Genomic DNA, 25,715 nt, shown 5'->3' with positions numbered 1-25,715 from the left:
ATGCTGCATTTTATCTGGAGTCTCGCTGCATTCATCATCGCTCTTGGGATACTCATTACGGTCCATGAGTTCGGTCATTTCTGGGTCGCCAGGCGTTGTGGCGTGACGGTTGAGCGCTTCTCCATCGGGTTCGGCAAGGCGCTGTGGCGTCGTCACGACAGGCACGGCACCGAATACGTTATTGCCGCCATTCCTCTTGGCGGATATGTAAAAATGCTGGATGAACGCGTTGACAGCGTTCCGCCAGAGCGCCGGCATGAAGCTTTCAACCACAAGCCGGTCTGGCAACGAGCCGCCATCATCAGCGCCGGTCCGCTGGCCAACTTTATCTTTGCCGTTTTTGCTTACTGGCTGGTGTTTCTCATCGGGGTGCCTAGCTTCCGTCCGGTTATCGGCGAAGTGACTCCAGGTTCTGTCGTTTCCCAAGCTGAAATTTTACCAGGAATGGAACTTAAGTCCGTTGGCGGTATCGAAACGCCTGACTGGGATGCCGTCCGGCTGGCGCTGATTGGTAAAATCGGCGATGAGCAGACTGACATCGGCGTAGCGCAATTTGGCGCTTCGCGGACAGAAATAAAAAAGCTGGATTTGCGGGACTGGAATTTCGAGCCTGATAAACAGGATCCTGTTGTTGCACTTGGGATTATCCCTCGTGGACCGCAGATAGATCCGGTGCTTGCAGAGGTCCAGCCGGACTCGGCGGCACAAAAAGCGGGTTTGCAAGCTGGCGACAGGATCGTTAAAGTCGATGGTCAGCCGCTTGAGCGCTGGCAGACATTTGTGATGCAGGTGCGCGATAATCCGGGTAAAACGCTGCCGCTTGAAGTTGAGCGACAGGGAGAAATGCGAAGCGTCGATCTTGTGCCTGACGAGAAATCAGCGGGCCGGGGGGTAACCGAAGGATTTGCCGGTGTGGTCCCTAAAATCATACCGCTGCCTGAAGAATATAAAACGATTCGCCAGTACGGTCCGGTCTCGGCGGTTTACCAGGCCAGTGACAAAACGTGGCAACTGATGAAGTTAACCGTCAGTATGTTGGGAAAGCTGGTAGTCGGCGATGTCAAGCTGAATAACCTGAGCGGGCCGATTTCCATCGCCCAGGGTGCAGGAATGTCAGCGGAATATGGATTGATTTATTATCTGATGTTTCTGGCGCTGATAAGCGTCAACTTGGGTATCATCAATCTTTTTCCGCTGCCGGTGTTAGACGGGGGTCACTTGCTCTTCCTGGCGATAGAAAAGCTTAAGGGAGGGCCGGTTTCCGAACGAGTGCAGGAGTTCAGTTATCGCATTGGCTCGATTTTGCTGGTGTTATTAATGGGACTTGCCCTTTTCAATGATTTCTCCCGGCTTTAGAGCCGGGGATTATGTTAGGAAGAACGCATAACCACGATGGCGATGAAAAAGTTGCTCATAGCGTCGCTGCTTCTTAGCAGCGCCACCGTTTACGGTGCAGACGGGTTCGTAGTGAAGGACATTCATTTCGAAGGACTGCAACGGGTCGCCGTCGGTGCGGCGTTACTCAGCATGCCGGTACGTGTCGGCGACACGGCCAGCAATGAGGATATCGGTAATACCATCCGCGCCTTGTTTGCTACCGGAAACTTTGAAGATGTCCGGGTACTACGCGACGGAGATTCACTGGTCGTTCAGGTCAAGGAGCGCCCCACTATAGCCAGCATCACCTTTTCCGGCAATAAAGCGGTAAAGGAAGAAATGCTCAAGGACAATCTTGAAGCCTCTGGTGTCAGGGTCGGGGAAGCGTTAGACCGCACCACGATATCCAATATCGAAAAAGGGCTGGAGGATTTTTATTACAGCGTCGGTAAATACAGCGCATCAGTCAAGGCCGTCGTTACGCCGCTGCCGCGCAACCGTGTTGATTTGAAGCTGGTCTTTACCGAAGGTATGTCGGCAAAAATCCAGCAAATCAATATTGTCGGGAATCATGCCTTCAGTACCGATGAGCTGATTTCCCGCTTCCAGCTGCGCGATGAAGTGCCATGGTGGAATGTCGTCGGAGATCGCAAATACCAGAAACAGAAGCTGGCGGGCGATCTTGAAACCCTGCGCAGTTTTTATCTGGATCGCGGCTATGCTCGGTTTAGTATCGATTCTACCCAAGTCAGCCTGACGCCGGACAAAAAGGGTATCTATATCACCCTCAATATCACCGAAGGCGCCAAATACACCCTTTCCGGTAACATGGTCAACGGCAACCTGGCGGGTCATTCAGCTGAAATCGACAGCCTGGCGCGCGTTAAACCCGGTGAATTGTACAGCGGCGCCAAAGTCACCAAGATGGAAAACGATATCAAGCAATTGCTGGGTCGTTACGGCTATGCTTATCCGCGCGTAGTCACCCAGCCCGATATCAACGATGCTGACAAAACAGTCAAACTACGGGTCAATGTCGATGCCGGCAACCGTTTCTATGTGCGTCACGTTCGTTTCGAAGGCAATGACGTCACCAAGGATTCGGTCCTGCGCCGAGAAATGCGTCAGATGGAAGGGGCTTGGCTTGGCAGTAACCTGGTTGATCAGGGCAAGGAACGTCTCAATCGCCTGGGCTATTTTGAAACGGTCGATGTGGAAACACAGCGCGTTCCAGGCGCAGCCGATCAGGTCGATGTCACCTACAAGGTTAAAGAACGTAACACCGGCAGCATCAACTTCGGTGTCGGTTTCGGTACTGAAAGCGGCGTCAGCTTCCAATTCGGCATCCAGCAGGATAACTGGTTGGGTACCGGTAATTCAGTCGGCTTTACCGGGACCAAGAATGACTACCAGACGTATGCGGAGCTCTCGCTTACCGACCCGTATTTTACGGTGGATGGCGTAAGCCTTGGCGGACGTATATTCTATAATGACTTCCAGGCTGATAATGCCGACCTGTCTGATTATACCAACCGCAGCTATGGTCTGGGCACTACGCTTGGTTTCCCGATAAGCGAAACCAACTCGTTGCGACTGGGTCTGGATTACGTACATAACGATCTGTCGGATATGGATCCCCAGGTTGCCATGTGGCGCTATCTTTACGCTAATGGCGTCGATCCGAAAGTCGTGACCGATAATAAAAAAGACGCGGATGCGGATTTCAGCGCCGATGATTTCTTCCTGACGCTGGGATGGAACTACAACAATCTTGACCGCGGATACTTCCCGACGTCAGGTACGCGTTCCAGCCTGAGCGGGAAAGTCACCATTCCAGGCTCCGATAACGAGTACTACAAACTGAATTTCGATACCAGCACCTACGTTCCGCTGAGCGATAGCGGCAATTGGGTATTGATGGGCCGCGGGCGCGCTGGCTATGCCGACGGACTGGGTGGCAAAGAGGTGCCGTTCTACGACAACTTCTATGCCGGCGGTTCAAGTACGGTGCGTGGCTTCCAGTCCAACACCATTGGTCCTAAAGCTGCTTACTACCGGTGTAAAGCAGGGGATAAATCGTACGACTCCTGTCCCTTGGATAATTCTGACGATGCAGTGGGCGGTAATGCCATGGCGGTCGTCAGTGCGGAACTTATCGTACCGACGCCTTTCCTCAGCGCCAAGTACGCTAACTCGGTCCGTACCTCCTTCTTCATTGATGCCGGTACCGTGTGGGACACCTCATGGCAGAATACCGCGCAGACGCGTGGAGCGGGTGTGCCTGATTACAGTGATCCAGGCAACATTCGTGTTTCAAGCGGGATCTCCCTGCAGTGGATGTCTCCGTTGGGGCCGCTGGTCTTCTCTTATGCTCAGCCGGTCAAGAAATTTGACGGCGACAAGTCAGAGCAGTTCCAGTTCAATATTGGTAAAACGTGGTAATATTGCGCCATTGTCTGCGTAATCCAAGCAGGCAGTGAACAGTTCAGGATGTATCCGATTGCGGGCTCCCCGCCGTCTGATGTTACTGTCACTGCCTTGCTAACACATGTTCCAAAACACAATTGTGATGTTAAGGAGTTTATAGTGAAAAAGTGGTTCTATGCCGCGGGCCTCGGATTAGTAATGGCTGCTTCCACCAGTGTCCAGGCTGCTGACAAAATCGCTGTAGTCAATGTCTCCAGCATTTTCCAGCAATCACCGCAGCGCGCTGTCGTCGCCAAGCAACTCGAAAATGAGTTCAAAGGCCGTGCGACCGAACTGCAGTCTATGGAACGTGACCTGCAAACCAAAATGTCCCGCCTGCAGCGTGATGGCTCCACCATGAAGAAAGCCGACCGCGATACCCTTGAAAAGAACGTGATGGCTCAGCGTGAGCAGTTCTCTACCAAGGCACAAGCTTTTGAGCAAGACAATCGCCGCCGTCAGATGGAAGAACGCAACAAGATCCTCAGCCGTATTCAGGATGCTGTTAAAAGCGTGGCCAGTAAAGAAGGCTATGACGTCGTCATCGATGCCAACGCCGTCGCTTATGCTTCAAGCGGCAAGGATATTACCGCCGATGTGCTGAAACAGGTTAAATAATCCATGCCTTCAATTCGACTGGCTGATTTAGCGCAGCAGTTGGATGCACAATTGCACGGTGATGGCGAACTCGTCATCACCGGCATTGCTTCCATGGGTGCCGCCCGGGCGGACCAAATTACTTTCCTGGCCGATAGCCGCTTTCGTGAAAAGCTGTCGTCCTGCGAGGCTGGCGCAGTGGTACTTTCAGCTGATGACCTGCCGCACTGCACCAGCGCCGCGCTGGTGGTCAAGAATCCATACCTTACTTACGCCCGTATGGCGCAGTTGATGGATACCACGCCGTTACCGGCGGTGGATATCGCCCCGTCCGCCGTGGTTTCACCCGAGGCCAGAATCGGTCATCGTGTGGCCATCGGCGCCAACGCGGTGATAGAATCCGGCGTGGAGCTGGCTGACGATGTTATCATCGGTCCCGGCTGTTTCGTCGGTAAAAATGCCACTATCGGCACCGGTACACGCTTGTGGGCCAACGTAACCATTTATCATGAAGTTCGTATCGGTGCCCAGTGCCTGATCCAGTCCGGTACCGTGATTGGTGCTGATGGTTTTGGCTATGCCAACGATCGCGGTAATTGGATTAAGATCCCTCAGCTCGGCACGGTCGACATTGGCGATCGGGTTGAAATTGGTGCCTGTACCACTATTGACCGCGGAGCGCTCAACGATACCCTGATCGGCAATGGCGTTATTATTGATAACCAATGCCAGATCGCCCATAACGTTGTGATCGGCGACAACACTGCGGTGGCCGGTGGCGTCATCATGGCGGGCAGCTTGAAGATTGGCCGTTACTGCATGATTGGCGGGGCTAGCGTAATTAATGGCCATATGGAAATCTGCGATAAGGTCACAGTTACCGGTATGGGTATGGTCATGAGGCCAATTACTGAACCAGGCGTTTATTCCTCCGGCATCCCATTGCAACCGAATAAAGTATGGCGTAAAACCGCAGCTCTAGTGATGAATATCAATGAAATGAGCAGGCGAGTGAAAGCTATCGAGCGAAAATTAGAAAAAAAATAATCAGTTTTGCTCAAGTTGGATGATAATGCACGCTCAGGTGACTCTCACCTGTAACGTGCATTTTAATTTGCGGCCTGTTTGCCCCATGATAAGGCGCTTTGCCGGCCGTGTTATTGATATCAAATTTTTTAAGACAGGAAGAGTATTTTGACTACTGACACTCATACTCTGCACATAGATGAGATTTTAGAGCTGTTGCCTCACCGCTTCCCTTTTTTGCTGGTTGATCGCGTGCTGGATTTCGAAAAAGGCAAATTTCTTCGTGCGGTGAAAAATGTTTCGTTCAACGAACCCTTTTTTCAAGGACACTTCCCGGGCAAGCCGATTTTCCCGGGTGTATTGATCCTTGAGGCTATGGCTCAGGCCACCGGCATCTTGGCATTCAAAAGCAATGGCAAACTCGAGCCGGGTGAGCTTTATTACTTTGCAGCGGTAGACGAAGCCCGTTTCAAACGCCCGGTTCAGCCTGGCGATCAAATGATTCTCGAAGTTGAATTTATCAAAGAGCGCCGTGGCGTCGCGCGCTTCAAGGGTGTCGCCAAAGTCGATGGTGAAATTGCTTGCGAAGCGTCTATGATGTGCGCCCGTCGCCGGGAGGCCTGAAGACGTGATTGATCAATCCGCTTTTATACATCCCAGTGCCATTGTTGAAGACGGTGCTATCCTGCATGCCGGTGTACATATCGGACCCTACTGCCTGGTCGGTCCCGAAGTAGAAATCGGCGCGGGTACAGTGCTGAAGTCTCATGTGGTAGTCAACGGCATCACCAAGATTGGTGAAAATAATACGATCTATCAATTCGTTACCATTGGCGAAGTGAATCAGGATCTGAAGTATGCCGATGAACCAACCCGGGTAGAAATTGGCCATCGCAATCGTATTCGCGAAAGTGTGACCATACATCGGGGCACTGCTCAGGGCGGAGAGGTCACCATGCTCGGCAGCGATAATCTCCTGATGGTCAACGCACATATTGCCCATGATTGTGTGGTTGGCGATCACTGTATCTTGGCCAACAACGCAACGCTCGGTGGCCACGTTTCAATAGGTGACCATGCCATCATCGGCGGTATGACCGCCGTGCATCAATTTTGTGTGGTCGGCGCCCATGTGATGATCGGCGGCTGTTCCGGAGTCGTTCAGGATGTTCCTCCCTATGTGATGGCGCAGGGCAACCATGCCAAACCGTTCGGCGTTAATATCGAAGGGCTGAAGCGGCGGGGTTTTGACAAAGAATCTCTGCATGCGATTCGGGCGGCCTACAAGTTGATTTACCGCAGCGGTAAAAAACTCGAAGAGGTGAAACCCGAACTTGATGCCATGGCGGCAACCCATCCCGCAGTAGGTGCATTCGTGGCATTCCTCGCCCGTTCACAACGGGGCATTATCCGCTGATTATGACTTTACGCCCTTTAGTCATCGGCTTGGTTGCCGGCGAGACCTCCGGCGATATTCTTGGTGCCGGCCTGATGCGCGCGCTGAGAGAGCACCTGCCGGATGTCCGCTTCGTCGGCGTTGCTGGCCCGCGTATGCAGGCTGAAGGGTGTGAAGCCTGGTTTGAAATGGAAGAACTCGCGGTCATGGGCATTGTGGAAGTGGTTGAGCGCCTGCCGCGACTGCTCAGTATTCGCCGTAAGCTTACTCGCCGCTTCACCGAGCTTCGACCAGACGTTTTTGTCGGCATTGATGCACCTGATTTCAATATCACTCTCGAAGGCCGGCTGAAAAAGCAGGGCATTCGCACCATTCATTATGTCAGCCCCTCGGTCTGGGCCTGGCGGCAGAAGCGGGTGTTCAAGATAGGTAAAGCAACCGACAACGTTCTGGCTTTTCTGCCATTCGAGAAAGCATTTTACGACCGGTTCAATATTCCCTGCCAATTTATCGGCCATACGCTGGCTGATGCGATGCCGCTTACTCCTGATCAGGCGGCGGCAAGGCGCGAACTCGGCCTTGCCGAAGATGCCCGGTGCCTGGCCTTGCTGCCGGGCAGCAGACGCGCCGAAGTGGAATTGCTCAGCGCTGATTTTCTGCATACGGCAGCGCTGCTCAGACAGACGCTGCCTGAGCTTGAAATCGTGGTGCCATTGGTAAATGCCGGCCGCCGGGAACAGTTTGAGCGCATCAAAGCGCAGGTTGCGCCTGACCTGCCGGTACACTTGCTCAATGGCATGGCTCGTGAAGCCATGATTGCCAGCGATGCGGCTTTGCTGGCTTCCGGCACGGCTTCTCTGGAATGTATGCTCGCTAAATGCCCGATGGTGGTGGGTTATCGTATGAAGCCTTCCACCTTCTGGCTGGCCAAACGCTTGGTCAAAACGCCCTGGGTGTCATTGCCTAATCTGCTCGCGGGTAAAGAGCTGGTTAAAGAGCTGCTACAAGATGAATGCCAGCCTGCTGCCCTTGCAGCGGCACTGACGCCTTTGCTGAATGACCCTTCTCGCAGCGCGGCCTTGAAACAGACATTCCGCGAGCTTCACCAGCAAATCCGCTGTAATGCCGACCAACAAGCTGCCCAGGCGGTAATGAAATTAATCAAGCATTAACCATCCCACAGGGTGCTGAACAGTGATGACGGAGTTGTTTGTTTATCCGCCGGCGACCAGTATTGCCGGTGTTGATGAAGTAGGACGAGGGCCTCTGGTGGGAGCGGTAGTGACCGCTGCGGTCATCCTCGATCCGAAACGGCCGATTATCGGTTTGGCGGACTCCAAAAAATTGAGTGAAAAACGCCGATTATCCCTTTACGATGAAATTACCGATAAGGCCCTGGCGTGGAGCCTGGGCAGAGCGGAAGCTGCAGAAATAGATCGGCTGAACATATTTCATGCTACGCTGCTGGCGATGCAGCGAGCCGTGTCGGCGCTCAACGTGACGCCGGATTATGTGCTGATTGACGGTAATCGTTGCCCGATCCTGCCGATGCCCGCCATGGCGATTGTAAAAGGCGATAGTCGGGTTGCGGAAATAAGCGCTGCCTCCATCCTGGCGAAAGTCTCCCGGGATCGAGAGATGGCCGAACTGCATCAGGCATTTCCGGAATACGGTTTCGCACAGCACAAAGGCTACCCGACGGTGTATCATTTGGAAAAGCTGGCGCTGCACGGTGCGACCGTGCATCATCGCCGCAGTTTCGCACCGGTTAAACGGGTGCTGGGATTGCTTTAATCCCCCAAGATCGCGTGCTGACTGACGTTTGCCGGCGATAACTCACTTCTGGTAACAGGATAATGGCCGAACCACGTTTTATTCATCTTCGCGTCCATAGCGATTACTCCATGATCGATGGGCTTGCCAAAATTGGTCCATTGGTTAAAAAAGCAGCCGCACTGAATATGCCGGCATTGGCGATAACCGATTTCACCAATCTCTGCGGATTAGTGAAGTTCTATGGCAGCGCCCATGGTGCAGGCGTCAAACCGATCATTGGCGCCGATTTCCTGGTACAGAGCGATATTCTGGGGGATGAACTGGCCGAATTGACCATTCTGGCCGCTGACAATACCGGTTACCAGCACCTGACCCTGCTCATCTCCGAAGCTTACCAGCGAGGTTATGGGGCAAGCGGCCCTATTATCGACCGCGATTGGCTGATTAAGCACAACGAAGGCCTTATCCTGCTTTCTGGCGGGCGCAAGGGCGATATCGGCAAGTTCCTGCTGCGCGGCAATCAGGCCCAGGTTGCTCAGTGCCTGGCATTTTATCAGCAGCATTTTCCTCAGCGCTTCTACCTGGAGCTGACACGCACCGGCCGCGCCGATGAGGAAAACTACCTGCACGCCGCTGTGGCGCTCGCCTCGGAACATGGCGTTCCAGTGGTGGCCACCAATGACGTGCGTTTCGTCAGTGAAGATGATTTTGACGCGCACGAAATCCGTGTCGCTATTCATGACGGATTTACACTGGACGATCCCAAGCGCCCGCTCAATTACAGCATGCAACAGTACATGCGTAGCGAAGAAGAGATGTGCGAGCTGTTTGCGGATGTGCCTGAAGCGTTAATCAACAGTGTCGAGATCGCTAAACGCTGCAACGTTTATATCCGCCTGGGCGAATACTTCCTGCCGCAGTTCCCGACCGGTGAGATGTCTACCGAGGATTTCCTGGTGGCGGCCTCGCAAAAGGGGCTGGAAGATCGTTTGGCGTTTCTGTTCCCAGATGAGCAGGAGCGTATTGCCAAGCGGCCGCCCTATGATGAACGCCTGGAGATTGAACTCCAGGTTATCAATCAGATGGGCTTCCCAGGCTACTTCCTGATCGTTATGGAATTTATCCAGTGGTCCAAGGATAATGGCGTGCCGGTGGGGCCGGGGCGAGGTTCCGGTGCCGGCTCTCTGGTGGCGTATGCACTCAAAATAACCGATCTGGATCCGCTCGAGTTTGATCTGCTGTTTGAACGTTTTCTTAACCCTGAACGGGTGTCGATGCCTGACTTCGACGTCGACTTCTGTATGGAAAAACGCGATCTGGTGATTGACCATGTGGCTGAAACCTATGGCCGGGATGCCGTATCCCAAATTATCACCTTCGGCACCATGGCGGCCAAAGCGGTTATTCGCGACGTAGGCCGGGTGCTTGGTCATCCCTATGGTTTTGTCGATCGCATTTCCAAACTGGTCCCTCCGGATCCCGGCATGACTCTTGAGAAAGCTTTTGTCGCTGAACCTCAGCTCCAGGCCATCTATGATGCGGATGAAGAGGTCAAGGCGCTAATAGACATGGCGCGCCAACTGGAAGGGGTGACCAGGAACGCCGGCAAGCATGCAGGCGGTGTTGTTATCGCCCCGACCAAAATTACCGATTTTGCGCCGTTATACTGCGACGCTGAAGGCAATCATCCGGTCACTCAGTTTGATAAAAACGATGTGGAATATGCCGGCCTGGTGAAGTTTGACTTCCTGGGACTACGCACGCTGACCATCATCAACTGGGCGCTGGAAATGATCAACGCCCGCAGGACAGCCCAGGGGCTCGAACCTATCGACATTGCGGCGATACCGCTTGAAGATAAAAAGAGTTTCGATATGCTGCAGCGTTCTGAGACCACTGCCGTGTTCCAGCTTGAATCCCGTGGTATGAAGGATCTAATCAAGCGCCTGCAGCCGGACAGCTTCGAAGACATGATAGCCCTGGTGGCACTGTTCCGGCCGGGGCCGCTGCAGTCGGGAATGGTGGATAACTTCATCGACCGTAAGCACGGGCGCGAGGCCATATCCTATCCGGATATCGAATGGCAGCATGAATCGCTGAAACCGGTGCTGGAGCCTACCTACGGTATTATCCTGTATCAGGAACAGGTTATGCAGATAGCCCAAGTCCTGGCCGGCTATACGCTGGGCGGCGCTGATATGCTGCGCAGGGCGATGGGTAAGAAAAAACCGGAGGAAATGGCCAAGCAGCGTTCGGTTTTCAAGGATGGGGCAGCCAGTATCGGCGTCGACGGTGAACTGGCGATGAAAATCTTCGACCTGGTGGAGAAATTCGCCGGTTATGGATTTAACAAATCCCACTCGGCCGCCTATGCCCTGGTGTCATACCAAACGCTGTGGTTAAAAGCACATTATCCGGCCGAATTCATGGCCGCGGTGATGACGGCCGATATGGATAATACCGAGAAAGTGGTCGGCCTGGTAGATGAATGCTGGCGTATGGGATTAAAGGTATTACCGCCGGATATCAACAGCGGGCAATATCATTTCCATGTTAACGACGCCGGTGAAATCGTCTATGGCATCGGCGCGATCAAGGGCGTAGGTGAAGGCCCGATCGAGGCGATTATAGAAGCCCGTAATCAGGACGGACACTTCAAGGAACTGTTCGATTTGTGTGCCCGTACCGATATCAAGAAGCTAAACCGGCGGATGCTGGAAAAGCTGATAATGTCCGGCGCCTTTGACCGGTTGGGGCCTCATCGCGCCGCGCTGATGAATTCTCTGGGCGATGCGCTGAAGGCGGCGGACCAGCACGCCAAGGCAGAAGCTATCGGCCAAGGGGACATGTTCGGTGTGCTTGCCGAGGCACCCGAGGCGGTAGAAGCATCTTACAGTACTGTGCCGCCCTGGCCCGAACAGGTGGTGCTGGAAGGAGAGCGGGAAACGCTGGGTCTCTACCTCACCGGCCATCCTATCACCCAGTACCTGCGTGAAATCGAGCGTTATGCCGATGGCGTGCGCCTGAAAGATATGCATCCGACCGACCGTGGCAAAATGGTCACTGCGGTGGGCCTGGTGCTTTCCGCCCGGATAATGGTCACCAAACGCGGCAACCGCATTGGCGTTTGTACGCTGGATGACCGGTCTGGGCGATTGGATGTGATGTTGTTCACGGACGCACTGGAAAAATACCAGCACTTGCTGGAAAAAGACCGTATCCTGATAGCCACAGGACAGGTCAGCTATGATGATTTCAACGGTGGACTCAAGATGACCGCCCGCGAACTGATGGATATATCCGAAGCACGCGAAAAATATGCTCGCGGGCTTGCTATCTCGCTGACTGACAGGCAAATTGATGACCAGCTTTTAAACCGTCTCCGCTTATCGTTGGAACCTCATCGTTCGGGGACGATTCCAGTGCATTTGTACTATCAGCGGGAGGATGCGCGTGCCAGGTTACGTTTTGGCGCCGCCTGGCGGGTTACGCCGACCGACCGTTTATTGAATGATTTGCGAACGCTTGTGGGAAACGAACAGGTGGAACTGGAATTTGACTAATATAGGAATACTATGAGTCTGAATTTTCTTGATTTTGAACAGCCGATTGCAGAACTTGAAGCGAAAATTGACTCGCTGACAGCAGTCAGCCGTCAAGACGAAAAATTAGATATTAATCTGGATGAAGAAGTGCAACGCTTGCGTGATAAAAGCGTTGAGCTGACCCGCAAGATTTTTTCCGATTTAGGCGCTTGGCAGATTGCCCAGCTTGCCCGCCATCCGCGTCGGCCTTACACCCTCGACTATCTCAAGCTGGTGTTTACCGATTTTGATGAGCTGGCAGGCGATCGTGCCTATGCTGATGATAAAGCTATCGTAGGCGGTATTGCTCGTCTTGATGGCAGACCGGTAATGGTCATCGGCCACCAGAAGGGCCGTGAAACCAAAGAGAAGATTCGCCGCAACTTTGGTATGCCGGCCCCTGAGGGCTACCGTAAAGCGTTACGCCTGATGGAGATGGCTGACCGGTTCAACCTGCCGTTGATTACCTTTATTGATACCCCCGGGGCTTATCCTGGCGTGGGTGCCGAAGAGCGTGGTCAGTCTGAAGCCATTGCCCACAACCTGCGTGAAATGTCAGGGCTTCGGGTACCGGTTATCTGCACCGTTATCGGTGAAGGCGGATCTGGCGGCGCGCTGGCCATAGGTGTCGGTGACAAGGTTAACATGTTGCAGTACAGTACTTATTCAGTTATCTCCCCAGAAGGTTGTGCGTCAATCCTTTGGAAGAGTGCAGACAAAGCCCCTATCGCTGCCGAAGCAATGGGTATTATCGCGCCCCGACTGAAGGAGTTAGAGCTGATTGACAGCATTATTCCCGAACCCTTGGGCGGCGCCCATCGCAATGTAGATGTTATTGCTGCTTCTCTGAAGCTGCAACTGCTGTCTGATCTGGATGAATTGGACCGGCTGAGTGAAGAAGAGTTGCTGAACCGGCGTTATCAACGTCTGATGAACTACGGTTACTGCTGATACTTACTGCCGGTGACCGGTCAATCTCCGTACTTTTGCAAACACCCCGTCAGCTTCCGGCTGTCGGGGTGTTTGTTTATTTGAGGGAATGACGAATCGTCATCTATGCTTATTAACATTTTAAGCGGAGATCAGCTGGATCTAAAGGATATGCTGCATGAATATTATTGCGATATTACGCCCGGAAAGTGTTTTTTATAAGCAAGAGCCTATTAGAGAGCTGGATGAGGCTCTTAAGGGCCAGGGTTTTCAATTAGTATATCCTACCAGCAGCGATGACTTGCTGAAATTACTCGAACAGAATCCGCGAATAGCCGGCGTCATCTTCGACTGGGATCAGGACAGTCTTGATCTCTGCATCGAGGTAAATGAAATCAATGAATATCTGCCGCTATATGCTTTTATCAGCAGCCAGTCGTCGCTGGATGTCAGCCTGAACGATATGCGCATGGTACTGTACTTTTTTGAATATGGTCTGGCCGCAGCTGCAGATATCAGTAATCGGATTGTACAATATACCGCTGAATATATAGATACCATCACTCCGCCATTAACCAAAGCGCTGTTCAACTATGTCAAAGAAGGCAAATATACTTTTTGTACTCCTGGACATATGGCGGGCACTGCCTATCAGAAAAGCCCGGTCGGCAGTCTATTTTATGATTTCTTCGGTGCCAATACGCTAAAGGCAGATGTTTCTATCTCAGTGACCGAACTGGGATCATTGCTGGACCATTCCGGCCCCCATCTTGAAGCCGAAGAATATATAGCACGCACCTTCGGTGCTGAACAAAGCTATATGGTGACCAACGGCACCTCCACATCCAATAAAATTGTCGGGATGTATGCCTCAGCGGCAGGCAGCACGGTACTTATCGACCGTAATTGCCATAAATCACTGACGCATTTGCTGATGATGAGCAATATTGTGCCTATTTATCTTCGGCCGATCCGCAATCCTTATGGTATTCTGGGCGGGATCCCCAAACGACAATTTACCCGGGAAAATATCGCCGCCAGGGTTGCTGCCACGCCGGGTGCCAGTTGGCCGACGCATGCGGTGATTACCAATTCAACCTATGATGGCCTGCTTTATAATACCCGTTATATAAAAGAAACGCTTGATGTGCCGTCTATCCACTTTGATTCAGCCTGGGTGCCCTATACCAACTTTCATCCTATCTATCAGGGCAAAAGCGGCATGAGTGGAGAACGGCTACCGGGTAAAGTGATATTTGAGACTCAGTCAACCCATAAGCTGCTGGCGGCCTTTTCGCAGGCATCGTTGATTCATATTAAAGGCGACTATGATGAGCGCACCTTTAATGAAGCCTACATGATGCACACCACGACGTCGCCCAATTATGCTATCGTCGCCTCGATTGAGACCGCCGCCGCCATGGTGCGTGGCAAGAGCGGAAGACGCCTCATCACCCGTTCGATTGAGCGGGCGCTGCACTTTCGCCGCGAGGTTCAGCGATTACGGCAAGAGTCTGAAGGCTGGTTTTTCGATATCTGGCAGCCTGACATCATCGAGGAAGCCGTATGCTGGCCGATTGAACCAGGCGCTCCCTGGCACGGCTTTCGCGATGCGGATGAGGATCATATGTACCTGGATCCGGTGAAAGTGACCATCCTGACGCCCGGCATGGATGAAGCGGGGGTGATGCAAGAAGAAGGCATCCCGGCGGCGCTGGTGGCCAAGTTCCTTGATGAGCGCGGCGTCGTGGTTGAAAAAACCGGTCCTTATAATCTGTTGTTCCTCTTCAGCATCGGCATCGATAAAACCAAGGCCATGAGCCTGCTCCGCGGGCTGACCGAGTTCAAGCGCAGTTATGATCTTAATCTGCGTATCAGCAACATGCTGCCCTCCCTTTATGCCGAGGCACCGGACTTTTATCGCACGATGCGTATTCAGGATCTGGCTCAGGGCATCCATCGCCTTATTAAACGCCATCACCTGCCTGAACTGATGCTGCGGGCTTTTGATATACTGCCTGAGATGAAAATGACGCCTCATGAGGCCTTTCAGCAGCAGGTGCGCGGCAATGTCGAAACCGTCGAGTTGCCCGATATGATAGGCAGGATTTCGGCCAATATGCTGCTGCCTTATCCGCCAGGGGTGCCTGTCGTGATGCCGGGAGAGATGATTACCGCCCAAAGCCGGGCAGTGCTGGATTTTCTGCTGATGCTGTGTTCGATTGGCGTTCATTACCCGGGATTTGAAACGGATATTCATGGTGCGGAGCTCACCGAGGATGGCCGCTATCTGGTCAGGGTGTTGCGTGACGGTCAGACAGAAAATAGATAAACCAGTGCTCAATTTATCAGGGATTTATCATGCTGAAGCTCAATAAAGTTCATCATATTGCGATCATTGCCGCTGACTACCAACGGAGTAAGCGTTTTTATTGCGACATTCTGGGGTTCAGCCTGCTGGAGGAACATTACCGGGCTGAACGTGACTCGTGGAAAGGGGATCTGGCGCTGAACGGTGACTATTTGATTGAGCTATTTTCCTTTCCTCGGGTGCCACGCAGGGTCAGCCGTCCTGAAGCTGCAGGCCTGCGGCACCTGGCCTTCAGCGTGGACAATGTTGACCACGCCGTTGAGGCGCTGGTCTCTAAGGGCGTCGTTTGCGAACCAGTGCGAATTGATCCATTAACCGGTAAACCATTTACCTTTTTTGCCGATCCTGATGATTTGCCGCTGGAACTGTATGAAGCCTGAAGCGCTGCATCCGTTGGTACGCCACGTTGACCGGCTTATCCGCGGCAAACGGCAACTGGTGGTCGCCTATAGCGGCGGACTGGATTCCACCGTCCTGCTGGATATGCTGTATCGAAGTCAGCAGTCATCGCCCCAGGCGACAGGCCTACGGGCGGTCCATATTCATCATGGCCTCAGTCAGTTGGCTGATGACTGGCTGGTGCATTGTCGCCATCAGTGCTTGCTGCGCCAGATTCCTTTTACCGCCTTGAGGGTGGAAGTGAATCGGCAACAGGGCGGAGTGGAAGCCGCGGCCCGTTCCGCACGCTATGCGGCTCTGGGAGAGTCTCTGATGCCGGGTGAAGTATTGCTTACCGCTCAGCACCAGGACGATCAGGCTGAAACGCTGCTGTTGGCCCTTAAACGAGGCAGCGGGCCGGCAGGGCTGTCATCCATGCCTGCCACGGCCATGCTGCGTCAGCATGCATTACTGCGCCCGTTGCTCGACATCAGCCGTGAGCAGCTGGAGGCCTATGCTCGTCATTATCAGCTAAGCTGGATTGAGGATGACAGTAATGCAGATGATCGCTTTGACCGTAATTTTCTGCGTCTGCAGGTCATGCCCTTGTTGCAGCAGCGCTGGCCGCAATTTAACCAGTCGGTATCACGCAGTGCACAGCTGTGCGCCGAACAGGAAGCGCTGCTGGATGAATTACTCAGCGAGACGCTGAGCAGCCTTATCCAGCAGGATGGCTCAGTTTCTATTGCGCCGATGCTCACCATGAACGCTCCTCGCCGAGCAGCGTTGCTGCGGCGATGGCTATCGTCTGCCGGCGTCCGCATGCCCTCACGCACTCAGCTAGAACGTCTGTGGAATGAGGTTGCGCTGAGTAGGGCCGATGCCAGCCCACGCCTGCAGTTAGGACATCATCAGGTGCGGCGCTTTCGCGACAGCCTTTATCTGCTGCAGCTGTGGCCATCACTTAAACATCAGGTGCTGCCGTGGTCTGAATGGCCGCAACCCTTAAAACTGCCTCAAGATCTTGGCATTATCAGCGTTTCAGGGCCAGATACCGGTCAGTGGGTTCGCGCACCAGCTCATACCGAGACGGTCAGTATCCGTTTTGACCACAGTGGCCCGCTGTATATCGTCGGTCGTCACCATCGTCGGCCGATCAAAAAAATCTGGCAAGAGCGGGGCATCGCTCCCTGGCTGCGGGAACGTACGCCAATGCTGTTTTATAATCAGCAACTTATCGCGGTTCTGGGTGTTTTTGTTACGCGTGACGGAGAAGGGAGACAAGGAAGGAAGGGATGCGGCGTAGTGTGGCAACAGCAGGATAGTCAGTGGTAGCGGCAGACAGTGAGGAGCTGCCTGCCGCAGGCTAACGGTAGCCGGCGCTATTCTGCGCTGACGACCACCGTGCCCAGTTCCGGGTGGGTGAAACTGGCGATATAGTCCAGTCGTACATCCTGGCTGGTGCCTGCAACGTCGATAATCAGATACTCGACACGCTTTTTCGACAGCATTTCGCGAGCAATGCCGGTCACTGTCTCTCCACTGCGAAGCGTTAGATTCAGTACCCAATTCCGCTGACAGGCGAGCTCAAGATTATCGTAATCATCGCAATTAATGGGTTGATATTCTTCATTCATTGTCATAAGTGCTCACCTACATGTTACGGCGGTAAATACCGCCTTTTCCCTGAGGGGAAGAGTTACGGCCGTCGCCCGATCCTCTCGCCAACATCGTTCTACAGTATTCCCTTACACGACTATAGCACAGAGCACAGATGACTCAGGAAAAAATGGTTGCATCCATGGGGTGTTTTACCGCGCTTTTATACCGTTGTACCGACAGGTCGGTTACACTGCCTGCCTGGTTAAAAAGCGGAGTCTCCTATGGCCTTAAAGGCAATTGTTCATAAAGCGACGGTAAACATTGCCGATATGGATCGGCATTATTTTTCTGATGTCAATTTGGTGCTTGCCCAGCATCCATCAGAAACTTCACAACGGATGATGCTTCGTTTACTTGCATGGATATATCATGCTGACGAGAGGCTTGAATTTAGCCGTGGCCTCAGCAGTGGCGAGGATGAACCTGCATTGTGGTTGCGCAATGATCATGGCGAGCCGGAACTGTGGATTGAACTTGGCCTGCCTGATGAAAAGCGGTTGCGCAAGGCCTGCCATCAGGCACGTCACGTGGTGCTTTATGCCTATAACGAACGGGCGGCGCGAGTCTGGTGGCAGCAAACCGGGCCATTATTATCTTCACATCGTAATTTGAGTATCTGGTTCGTTGCGGACGATATCATGGCAAGCCTGGCTTCACTGGCTCAGCGAAATATGTCGCTGCAGGCAACGTTGCAGGAACGGATTCTCTGGCTCTCGGATGACCAGAATAATCTTGAAATTTCGCTTGAAGAATGGCTCAGCATAAATAAATGAATTTTCATGAATTATTGATGTAAATAAAATAATATTTTCGATAATTTTTACTGCCTCGCTAACCAAAACATAGAACAGGGGACCAGGGTGAAAAATATCATCGTTTTCGTGGTGATTATCTTCAGCGCCATTTTAATTGGCTGTCATACTCCGGTGACCAAGTCGGACCGGCTGGCGCAGTCGCTAAAGCCGATGCATCAGTCTTACAATGGCGTCTATTATTGTCCATCGTGCGGTAATAGTAATGCGTCGCTTTATCTGGCATCGGACGGCAGTTTTATGCTTAACCAACATCAGGTAAACAGCGCGTCAGGTGATCAACATGAATCCCGGTTATCGGGTTCCTGGGCCAGAACGGCTGACAAGTTGACCCTTACTGAGGAAGGCACCGGGCGCAAACTGATATTTCGTACACTGAATAACGGCCTGCAAATGGTCGATAAGGGCGGTGCGCCCATTGTTTCAGGGTATCGCTATCAGTTGTCGCCGGTTTATAACGCCACCTGAGGTTTTTTTAGCGCTAAAAAAACCCATCCGGTCTGCACCGGATGGGCGTTTCAGGCTTAATCACGTCAGACGGGCACACCCGCCTTGCGCATTTCACCCACCAGGAACTCAACGATTTCGCTGAGTTTAAGCATTCGCTTTTCGCCGGTGCGGCGATTTTTGTATTCCACTTCTTCTGTATCAAGGTTGCGATCGCCAATGATCAGGGTATGCGGGATCCCAATCAGTTCCATATCGGCAAACATTACGCCCGGACGTTCTTTGCGATCATCCAATAAAATTTCCAGCCCTTTGGCGCGCAGCGATGAATACAATTCTTCAGCAGTGTCTTTGACGCGGAAAGATTTATGCATGTTCATTGGCAGAATCGCCACATGGAATGGGGCTATCGCCTCAGGCCACAGAATACCGCGCTCATCGTGATTCTGCTCAATGGCGGCAGCCACCACGCGCGTCACACCAATACCGTAGCAGCCCATGGTCAGAGTCTGGTTGCGGCCGTCTTCACCCTGCACTGTGGCTTTCATTGCTTCGGAGTATTTAGTTCCTAACTGGAAAATATGACCAACTTCAATGCCCCGTTTGATCTGCAGAATGCCTTTTCCGTCCGGGCTGATATCACCTTCTACAACATTACGTAAATCGGCCACGTGAGGCAGCGGCAAATCCCGGCCCCAGTTAACACCAAACCAGTGTTTGCCATCGGTATTGGCACCGGCGCCAAAATCGCTGATAGCCGCCACGCTGCGATCAATAACTACCGGTACCGGCAAATTGATCGGACCGAGTGAGCCAGGGCCGGCACCGATATGGGCACGGATGTCCTCTTCACTGGCAAAGGTCAGCGGGCTTGCTACTTGAGGCAGTTTCTCTGCCTTGATTTCATTAAGCTGGTGATCGCCACGGACCAGCAATGCGACCAGTTTGTGGCCGCTCTCGGCGGCGGCATGTACCACCAGGGTTTTAACCGTTTTTTCAATCGGCAGGCCAAACTGTTCAACCAGCTCGGCGATGGTGCGCGCGTCGGGAGTATCAATCAGACGAAGCTCTTCGGCAGGCGCCGTCAACGGCGAGGCAGGCGGCAGGGCTTCAGCCAGTTCAATGTTGGCAGCGTAGTCAGATTGATCAGAAAAAACGATATCGTCTTCACCACTGCTGGCCAGAACTTGGAATTCATGGGACGCATTGCCGCCAATGGAGCCCGTATCTGCCTGCACCGCACGGAAGTTCAGCCCCATACGGGTGAATATGGTGCTATAGGCCTGATACATCGCGTCGTAAGTCGCCTGCAGTGAATCCTGACTGGTATGGAATGAATAAGCATCTTTCATGATGAATTCACGAGAACGCATAACGCCGAAGCGCGGGCGAACTTCATCGCGGAATTTGGTCTGGATTTGGAAGAAATTCAGCGGCAGTTGCTTATAAGAGGTGATCTCATTGCGCACCAAATCAGTGATGACTTCCTCATGGGTCGGACCGAGCACAAATGGGCGCGCGCCCCTGTCGACCAGCCGCAGCAGCTCGGGACCATACTGTTCCCAGCGTCCGCTTTCTTCCCACAGGTCGGCCGGTTGTACTACCGGCATTGAAACTTCGATGGCGCCGGCATTATTCATCTCTTCACGGACGATATTTTCAACTTTACGCAAAACGCGCAGGCCGGTAGGCAGCCAGGTATAAAGCCCGGAGGCCAGTTTACGGATCATCCCGGCGCGCAGCATCAGCTGATGGCTGATAACCTCAGCATCGGCAGGAGTCTCCTTAAGAGTGGAAAGCAGATATTGGCTTGTACGCATGTTAGTTAGGTTCCACAAGAACGGCTTAATGCCATAGGCTGCGCGGCGGCAGCAAAAAAACAAAAGTGGCTTAGTTTACCAGTGCAGGCAGGTGTCCAAAAGAGAGATAGCGTATTTTTGATAAAAACATCGACAAACTTTCAGGGCGATGACCTCTACCGGATAAGGTTGGTCTTGTCAGCTGCGCTTTGTTCATGGCCAGTGGGATCTACAGACAGCACTTCTGCCTGATCATCGATAATATGCCAGCGAAGATTAAACTCCAGCAACCGAACGGCATAAACCCGCTCGCCCTGCTGTTGCCTGCGGTAAGCGGGCCGGGGATCCTGCGCCAGTAAATGCTCAATAAAACGCCGCAGTCGAGGATAGTCCGAGGCAAGCGTTGATAATTGCCGTTCGGCTAGAGGACTGAAGACAACCGGCATGGCGGCTTCAGGCGCCAACTGGGCGAAGCCGGCTTGGGCATCCGGCACGCTCTCGGCATAGGGCAGATAAGGCTTAATATCAATGACCGGCGTGCCATCGACCAGATCCATGCTGCCGAGTTCAAGCACCAGGGATTCACTTTCCTGTCGAATACCGTTCAGAGCAATGAGCGACATGCCAACCGGATTGGGTCGAAAAGTCGATCGGGTGGCAAAGACGCCGATCCTGCTGTTGCCGCCCAGGCGGGGGGGACGTACGGTGGGATGCCACCCGGCGTCCATGGTGCGATGGAAGACGAAAACAACCCAGATATGGCTGAAACCGTCGAGACCGCGCACTGCATCAATCTGATTAAAGGGGGGAAGCAGGTGAAGTTCACCGGTGCCTTCCGGCACCAGGCCTGGCTGGCGAGGAACGGCAAACTTTTCCTTGTAGGGTGATCGAATGACACCTATCTGTTTGAATTCGAATACGCTCATTGGCTAACGCTGAGGGCGGTACCCTGGCACACAGCCTGCTGATAACAGCCGGCCACGGCGCGGACCATCTCGCATTGATGCAACAGAACAGCATTACCCTTCATACCGGCTGCCCGCAGCTGCATGTTCCGGCGTGCTGAGCTGATGCTGGGAGGCGCGTCCTGAAGGTTGACCTGGCAAGTTGATCCGTAAACTTCGCCTAAATCGCGAAATGGCTTGCCAACCAGCTCTTCTGCATTTTTATAGAGCTTGGCGGGAGAAGCCGATGGTCTGGATTTGTGTGTCGCGGGCGCATTTTTAAAAGGATTACCGGAGGCGGGCGCGGCAGACGTGGTTCTGGTCTCGGTAGGTGTGTGTAACCATGAACATCCTGTCAGCGACAAAACCAGTATAAAAACAGGCAACGCACGCATAAAATTTCCTCGAATTTTCTCATTTGTCAGGTGGGTATTGAATCAATGTATTGTACAAATAACAAGACGGGCAAATAGCCCGTCTAGGTGAAAATTATTATACCGCAAGGATAATTAAAATTTACCAGCCTTTCACCGCACCGCCGTTAAATACCTTGTTCGCCGCATCGTTGACTTCATCTGATTGATAAGCCTGCACGAATTTTTTCACGTTCTCGGCATCTTTGTTATCTTCGCGAGTTACGATCAGGTTGACGTATGGAGATTGTTTGTCTTCTACAAACAGACCATCTTTTGCTGGAGTCAGACCAATCTGGCTGGCGTAGGTGGTGTTGATGATGGCTAGAGCAATCTGCTGATCGTCAAGTGAGCGCGGTAATTGCGGTGCTTCCAGTTCCACCAGTTTCAGATTTTTTGGATTGCCGGTGACGTCCAGGACGGTAGGCAGCAAGCCAACGTTATCTTTCAACGTCAGGACGCCGACCTTCTGCAGCAGCAGCAAAGAGCGGCCAAGGTTGGTAGGATCATTCGGCAAGGCAACTTGTGAGCCATCTTTAAGCTCATCAAGGCTTTTAATCTGTTTTGAATAGCCGGCGATTGGATAGACAAAGGTATTCGCTACTGCCGTCAGCTTGTAACCGCGATCTTTGATTTGCTGATCCAGATAAGGTTTATGCTGGAAAGCATTGGCGTCGATATCGCCTTTGCTCAGCGCTTCGTTTGGCAGTACATAGTCATTAAAGGTCACCAGCTCGACATTAAGTCCGTATTTGTCCTTAGCGACTTTCTGAGCGACCTCGGCAACCTGTTGTTCTGCGCCGACAATAACACCTACTTTAATATGATTCGGATCTTTTTCGTCTTGACCGCAACCTGCCAGAGCCAGGGCGCCAACCAACGCGCCGACCATCGCCAGAGTGTTAACTTTAAAAGACATATCCCTTTTCCTCGATTTAATAGGTAATGTTGATGAAAATCCCATACCGGGCATCATCATGCAACGTGCTATTTATGGGTAACGCTTCTTACCCACTTATCACCACAGAGCTGAATTAAATACACTAAAATTATCAATAAAACTAATACCGTATTCATCACTGTTGCGTTGTATCCGATATAACCGTATTGGATGCCTATCTGGCCTAGCCCACCGGCACCGACTGCACCACCCATCGCTGAATAGCCGACCAGCGTGATCAAGGTAATGGTTGCGGCATTGATAAGCCCCGGCAACGCCTCAGGCAATAAAACCTTGCGAATGATTTGCATCGGCGTCGCGCCCATCGCCCTGGCGGCTTCAACCAGTCCGGATGGAATTTCAAGAAGGGTGTTTTCCACCATACGCGCAATAAAAGGTGCCGCTCCAATGGTCAATGGCACTATAGCTGCCTGCAGTCCAATCGAAGTGCCGACAATCATGCGGGTAAATGGAATCATCCAGACCAGCAATATAATAAAAGGGATGGATCGGAAGATATTCACTATGGCAGACGTTGCCCGGTACAAAGCGCGGTTTTCGGTTATTTGTCCCGGCCGGCTGATATAAAGCAGTACCCCAACCGGCAAACCGATAACAAAACCTAGAAAGCCCGATACAAACGTCATCATCAGGGTTTCCCAGACGCCTTTGGCCAGCAACATAATCATTGCCTCAGACATAACCCAGTACCTCTACTTTTACATTATGGCGCATCAAGAAGGCTATCGCTTCACGAGAATCATTTTCTTCGCCATCCATCTCAGCCAGCATCACGCCAAATTTCACCCCTCCGGCATAATCCATCTGAGCGCTGATAATGTTGCTGTTAACATTGTAACGCCGCGCGATTTCAGAAAGCAGGGGCGCATCGACCGATTGGCCGGTAAATTCAAGCTGCAGCAGCGGAATAGTGTCTTTGGCTCGCTCCGTCGTCAATCGCTGCAGATAATCCTCTGGAATATCTAGGTGCAGAGTCGAGCGGATAAACTGCTGTGCCAGTGGGGTTTTGGGATGAGAGAACATCTCCCCGACCGTATCTTGTTCAATCAGTTTTCCCTCACTGATGACAGCCACCTGGTCACATATGCGTTTCACCACTTCCATTTCATGGGTTATCAGCAGGATAGTCAGACCTAAACGGCGATTTATATCTTTCAGCAAAGCCAGAATAGATCGGGTAGTTGCCGGGTCCAACGCGCTGGTCGCTTCATCGCACAACAGCACTTTTGGATTGCTGGCCAGGGCTCGCGCTATAGCCACCCGCTGCTTTTGTCCACCGGAAAGGTTAGCAGGCCATGCATCCGCTTTATCGGACAGGCCGACCAGGGATAATAGTTCCCCGACACGCTCATTGATGGCTGCTTTCGGCAGATTGTCCAGTTCGAGAGGTAACGCCACGTTGCCGGACACTGTACGGGAAGAAAGCAGATTAAAATGCTGAAAAATCATGCCAATCTGGCGGCGGGCGATAATCAGCTGTTTTTCGGTCATGGTAGTTAAATCATGGCCATCAACCAGCACCTGACCTGATGTGGGGCGTTCAAGCAGATTAACACAGCGTATAAGCGTGCTTTTGCCTGCACCAGACGCACCTATCACCCCATAGATTTGCCCCGGAGGGATATGGAGGCTCACGTCCGACAGCGCAGCAATAACCTGCTCTTCCTGGTAAAAGTGCTTAGTAATATTAGAAAGTGTGATCATACATTTATTTTAATAATAGTTGCCTGTGGCGAGATTTTTTGTAGCCGTACCGATCCACTGGGGCATCGAGTTGGTGTGGATGTTAAGGTGTCTAGACGTCTAAGTCAATCAGCTTCCGGTCATTTTATCCGTTTCTCATGGCGGCTTAAATCATGCGATAATGCAGTATATTCTCTCCCTCAGGAGCCTTTCTGTGTCACAGCTAGTTCCGGCAGTATTTTTGGATCGTGATGGTACGATCAATGTTGATCATGGCTACGTCCATGAGATCGACAATTTTCAATTTATAGAGGGTGCCATTGAGGCAATGCAGGAGCTCAAGAGGATGGGCTTTGCACTGGTCGTCGTCACTAACCAGTCTGGCATTGCCCGCGGCAAGTTTACCGAAGACCAGTTTATGCAACTTACCGAGTGGATGGATTGGTCATTGGCCGATAGGGATGTTGAACTGGATGGTATCTATTTTTGTCCTCATTATCCTCAGGGCAGCATAGCGGAATTCAGTCAGGAGTGCGATTGTCGCAAACCCAAACCGGGTATGCTGCTGGAAGCGCAGGAATTCCTGCACATTGATATGGCTTCCTCATATATGGTTGGGGACAAATCTGAAGATATGATGGCCGCCGCCGCCGCTGGCGTGGGGAAAAAAGTCTTGGTGCGCAGTGGTAAACCCGTTACAGCTGAGGGTGAATCATTGGCCGATTGGGTTATCGATAGCCTTGGGTCATTGCCGGATGCAATAAAAAAGCAGCAATAATACTAATTATGGCTAATAATTAAACAGTCAGTGAAATAGTTACGATATTCCCTTGCCATTTGAAGTGGTGGCCCTATAATGCGCCTCCATCAACCGGCACTAGTGACTAACATCACAAAGTGGGCGGGGGATAGCAGAAACAAGCGAAACGGGGCTTGACACTGAATGAGGATAGCGTAACATACGCCACCTCGCGCAAGACTGAATGCAGTCGCGCAATGCTCTTTAACAATTTATCAGACAATCTGTGTGGGCACTCACAAGACGATATCAGATGTAAAAAATATCAAGTCTTGAAGAGTGAACAAACAGTAA

General features: G+C 52.4%; 23 protein-coding genes. 16 read left to right on the top strand and 7 right to left on the bottom strand.

Features of this window, described 5'->3' with window-relative positions:
• The 13 genes from rseP to tilS all read left to right on the top strand — a co-directional run bounded on the left by rseP (nucleotide 1) and on the right by tilS (nucleotide 17,236).
• Complete coding sequence (gene rseP / locus EDC52_RS17055; protein WP_131867078.1) at nucleotides 1-1,356, top strand: sigma E protease regulator RseP; 1,356 nt, start codon at nucleotides 1-3, stop codon at nucleotides 1,354-1,356.
• A gap of 36 nt (nucleotides 1,357-1,392) precedes the next feature.
• A complete protein-coding gene (gene bamA, locus EDC52_RS17050) occupies nucleotides 1,393-3,819 on the top strand; it encodes an outer membrane protein assembly factor BamA (RefSeq protein ID WP_131867076.1) in 2,427 nt (808 codons plus the stop codon).
• Nucleotides 3,820-3,963: 144 nt separating this feature from the next.
• Complete coding sequence (gene skp, locus EDC52_RS17045) at nucleotides 3,964-4,461, top strand: molecular chaperone Skp (RefSeq protein WP_131867074.1); 498 nt, start codon at nucleotides 3,964-3,966, stop codon at nucleotides 4,459-4,461.
• A gap of 3 nt (nucleotides 4,462-4,464) precedes the next feature.
• A complete protein-coding gene (lpxD, locus tag EDC52_RS17040; RefSeq protein ID WP_131867072.1) occupies nucleotides 4,465-5,487 on the top strand; it encodes a UDP-3-O-(3-hydroxymyristoyl)glucosamine N-acyltransferase in 1,023 nt (340 codons plus the stop codon).
• 147 nt (nucleotides 5,488-5,634) lie between these two features.
• Complete coding sequence (gene fabZ, locus EDC52_RS17035) at nucleotides 5,635-6,090, top strand: 3-hydroxyacyl-ACP dehydratase FabZ (RefSeq protein ID WP_131867070.1); 456 nt, start codon at nucleotides 5,635-5,637, stop codon at nucleotides 6,088-6,090.
• 4 nt (nucleotides 6,091-6,094) lie between these two features.
• Nucleotides 6,095-6,883 (top strand): acyl-ACP--UDP-N-acetylglucosamine O-acyltransferase, encoded by a 789-nt coding sequence (gene lpxA, locus EDC52_RS17030; protein WP_131867068.1) that lies wholly within the window; start codon nucleotides 6,095-6,097, stop codon nucleotides 6,881-6,883.
• Nucleotides 6,883-8,034 (top strand): lipid-A-disaccharide synthase, encoded by a 1,152-nt coding sequence (gene lpxB / locus EDC52_RS17025; protein WP_131867066.1) that lies wholly within the window; start codon nucleotides 6,883-6,885, stop codon nucleotides 8,032-8,034. Before lpxA ends, lpxB begins: the two co-directional genes overlap by 1 nt.
• Before the next feature lie 25 nt (nucleotides 8,035-8,059).
• Nucleotides 8,060-8,656, top strand: coding sequence for a ribonuclease HII (gene rnhB, locus EDC52_RS17020; RefSeq protein ID WP_131867065.1), 597 nt, complete (start codon nucleotides 8,060-8,062; stop codon nucleotides 8,654-8,656).
• A 62-nt stretch (nucleotides 8,657-8,718) separates the two neighbouring features.
• Complete coding sequence (gene dnaE / locus EDC52_RS17015) at nucleotides 8,719-12,201, top strand: DNA polymerase III subunit alpha (protein WP_131867063.1); 3,483 nt, start codon at nucleotides 8,719-8,721, stop codon at nucleotides 12,199-12,201.
• 12 nt (nucleotides 12,202-12,213) lie between these two features.
• On the top strand, nucleotides 12,214-13,173 hold the full coding sequence (gene accA / locus EDC52_RS17010) for an acetyl-CoA carboxylase carboxyl transferase subunit alpha (RefSeq protein ID WP_131867061.1): 960 nt from the start codon (nucleotides 12,214-12,216) through the stop codon (nucleotides 13,171-13,173).
• A 157-nt stretch (nucleotides 13,174-13,330) separates the two neighbouring features.
• Nucleotides 13,331-15,484 (top strand): lysine decarboxylase LdcC, encoded by a 2,154-nt coding sequence (locus tag EDC52_RS17005; RefSeq protein ID WP_131867059.1) that lies wholly within the window; start codon nucleotides 13,331-13,333, stop codon nucleotides 15,482-15,484.
• A gap of 29 nt (nucleotides 15,485-15,513) precedes the next feature.
• Nucleotides 15,514-15,903, top strand: a complete 390-nt coding sequence (locus EDC52_RS17000) for a VOC family protein (protein WP_131867057.1) — start codon at nucleotides 15,514-15,516, stop codon at nucleotides 15,901-15,903.
• Nucleotides 15,893-17,236: a tRNA lysidine(34) synthetase TilS gene (gene tilS, locus EDC52_RS16995; RefSeq protein WP_131867055.1), complete on the top strand. Its 1,344-nt coding sequence runs from the start codon at nucleotides 15,893-15,895 to the stop codon at nucleotides 17,234-17,236. The genes EDC52_RS17000 and tilS overlap by 11 nt, the downstream gene beginning before the upstream one ends.
• Before the next feature lie 47 nt (nucleotides 17,237-17,283).
• Here the strand turns inward: tilS and rof are convergent, their stop codons facing one another.
• Complete coding sequence (gene rof / locus EDC52_RS16990) at nucleotides 17,284-17,544, bottom strand: Rho-binding antiterminator (RefSeq protein WP_131867053.1); 261 nt, start codon at nucleotides 17,542-17,544, stop codon at nucleotides 17,284-17,286.
• Between the two features lie 240 nt (nucleotides 17,545-17,784).
• Here rof and EDC52_RS16985 point away from each other — a divergent pair, with 240 nt between their 5' ends.
• Both EDC52_RS16985 and EDC52_RS16980 read left to right on the top strand, forming a co-directional pair.
• Nucleotides 17,785-18,336: a YaeQ family protein gene (locus EDC52_RS16985; protein WP_131867052.1), complete on the top strand. Its 552-nt coding sequence runs from the start codon at nucleotides 17,785-17,787 to the stop codon at nucleotides 18,334-18,336.
• Nucleotides 18,337-18,423: 87 nt separating this feature from the next.
• Nucleotides 18,424-18,843, top strand: a complete 420-nt coding sequence (locus EDC52_RS16980) for a copper resistance protein NlpE N-terminal domain-containing protein (protein ID WP_131867050.1) — start codon at nucleotides 18,424-18,426, stop codon at nucleotides 18,841-18,843.
• 65 nt (nucleotides 18,844-18,908) lie between these two features.
• Here the strand turns inward: EDC52_RS16980 and proS are convergent, their stop codons facing one another.
• The 6 genes from proS to metN form a co-directional block, all read right to left on the bottom strand.
• Nucleotides 18,909-20,642: a proline--tRNA ligase gene (proS, locus tag EDC52_RS16975; protein ID WP_131867048.1), complete on the bottom strand. Its 1,734-nt coding sequence runs from the start codon at nucleotides 20,640-20,642 to the stop codon at nucleotides 18,909-18,911.
• Nucleotides 20,643-20,797: 155 nt separating this feature from the next.
• A complete protein-coding gene (gene tsaA, locus EDC52_RS16970) occupies nucleotides 20,798-21,547 on the bottom strand; it encodes a tRNA (N6-threonylcarbamoyladenosine(37)-N6)-methyltransferase TrmO (RefSeq protein ID WP_131867046.1) in 750 nt (249 codons plus the stop codon).
• Nucleotides 21,544-21,960, bottom strand: a complete 417-nt coding sequence (gene rcsF, locus EDC52_RS16965; protein ID WP_131867044.1) for an Rcs stress response system protein RcsF — start codon at nucleotides 21,958-21,960, stop codon at nucleotides 21,544-21,546. Before rcsF ends, tsaA begins: the two co-directional genes overlap by 4 nt.
• A 121-nt stretch (nucleotides 21,961-22,081) precedes the next feature.
• Nucleotides 22,082-22,897, bottom strand: coding sequence for a MetQ/NlpA family lipoprotein (locus EDC52_RS16960; protein WP_131867246.1), 816 nt, complete (start codon nucleotides 22,895-22,897; stop codon nucleotides 22,082-22,084).
• A gap of 68 nt (nucleotides 22,898-22,965) precedes the next feature.
• On the bottom strand, nucleotides 22,966-23,619 hold the full coding sequence (locus EDC52_RS16955) for a methionine ABC transporter permease MetI (protein ID WP_131867042.1): 654 nt from the start codon (nucleotides 23,617-23,619) through the stop codon (nucleotides 22,966-22,968).
• Complete coding sequence (gene metN / locus EDC52_RS16950) at nucleotides 23,612-24,643, bottom strand: methionine ABC transporter ATP-binding protein MetN (RefSeq protein ID WP_131867040.1); 1,032 nt, start codon at nucleotides 24,641-24,643, stop codon at nucleotides 23,612-23,614. The genes EDC52_RS16955 and metN overlap by 8 nt, the downstream gene beginning before the upstream one ends.
• 193 nt (nucleotides 24,644-24,836) lie before the next feature.
• On the opposite strand from metN, the gene gmhB reads away from it, so the two are divergent.
• On the top strand, nucleotides 24,837-25,400 hold the full coding sequence (gene gmhB / locus EDC52_RS16945; protein ID WP_131867038.1) for a D-glycero-beta-D-manno-heptose 1,7-bisphosphate 7-phosphatase: 564 nt from the start codon (nucleotides 24,837-24,839) through the stop codon (nucleotides 25,398-25,400).
• The last annotated feature ends 315 nt before the right edge of the window (nucleotides 25,401-25,715 follow it).

The sequence above is a fragment of the Biostraticola tofi genome (assembly GCF_004343195.1).
Taxonomy (GTDB): Bacteria; Pseudomonadota; Gammaproteobacteria; order Enterobacterales; family Enterobacteriaceae; genus Biostraticola; species Biostraticola tofi.
This window is presented reverse-complemented; position numbering and strand designations above follow the sequence as displayed.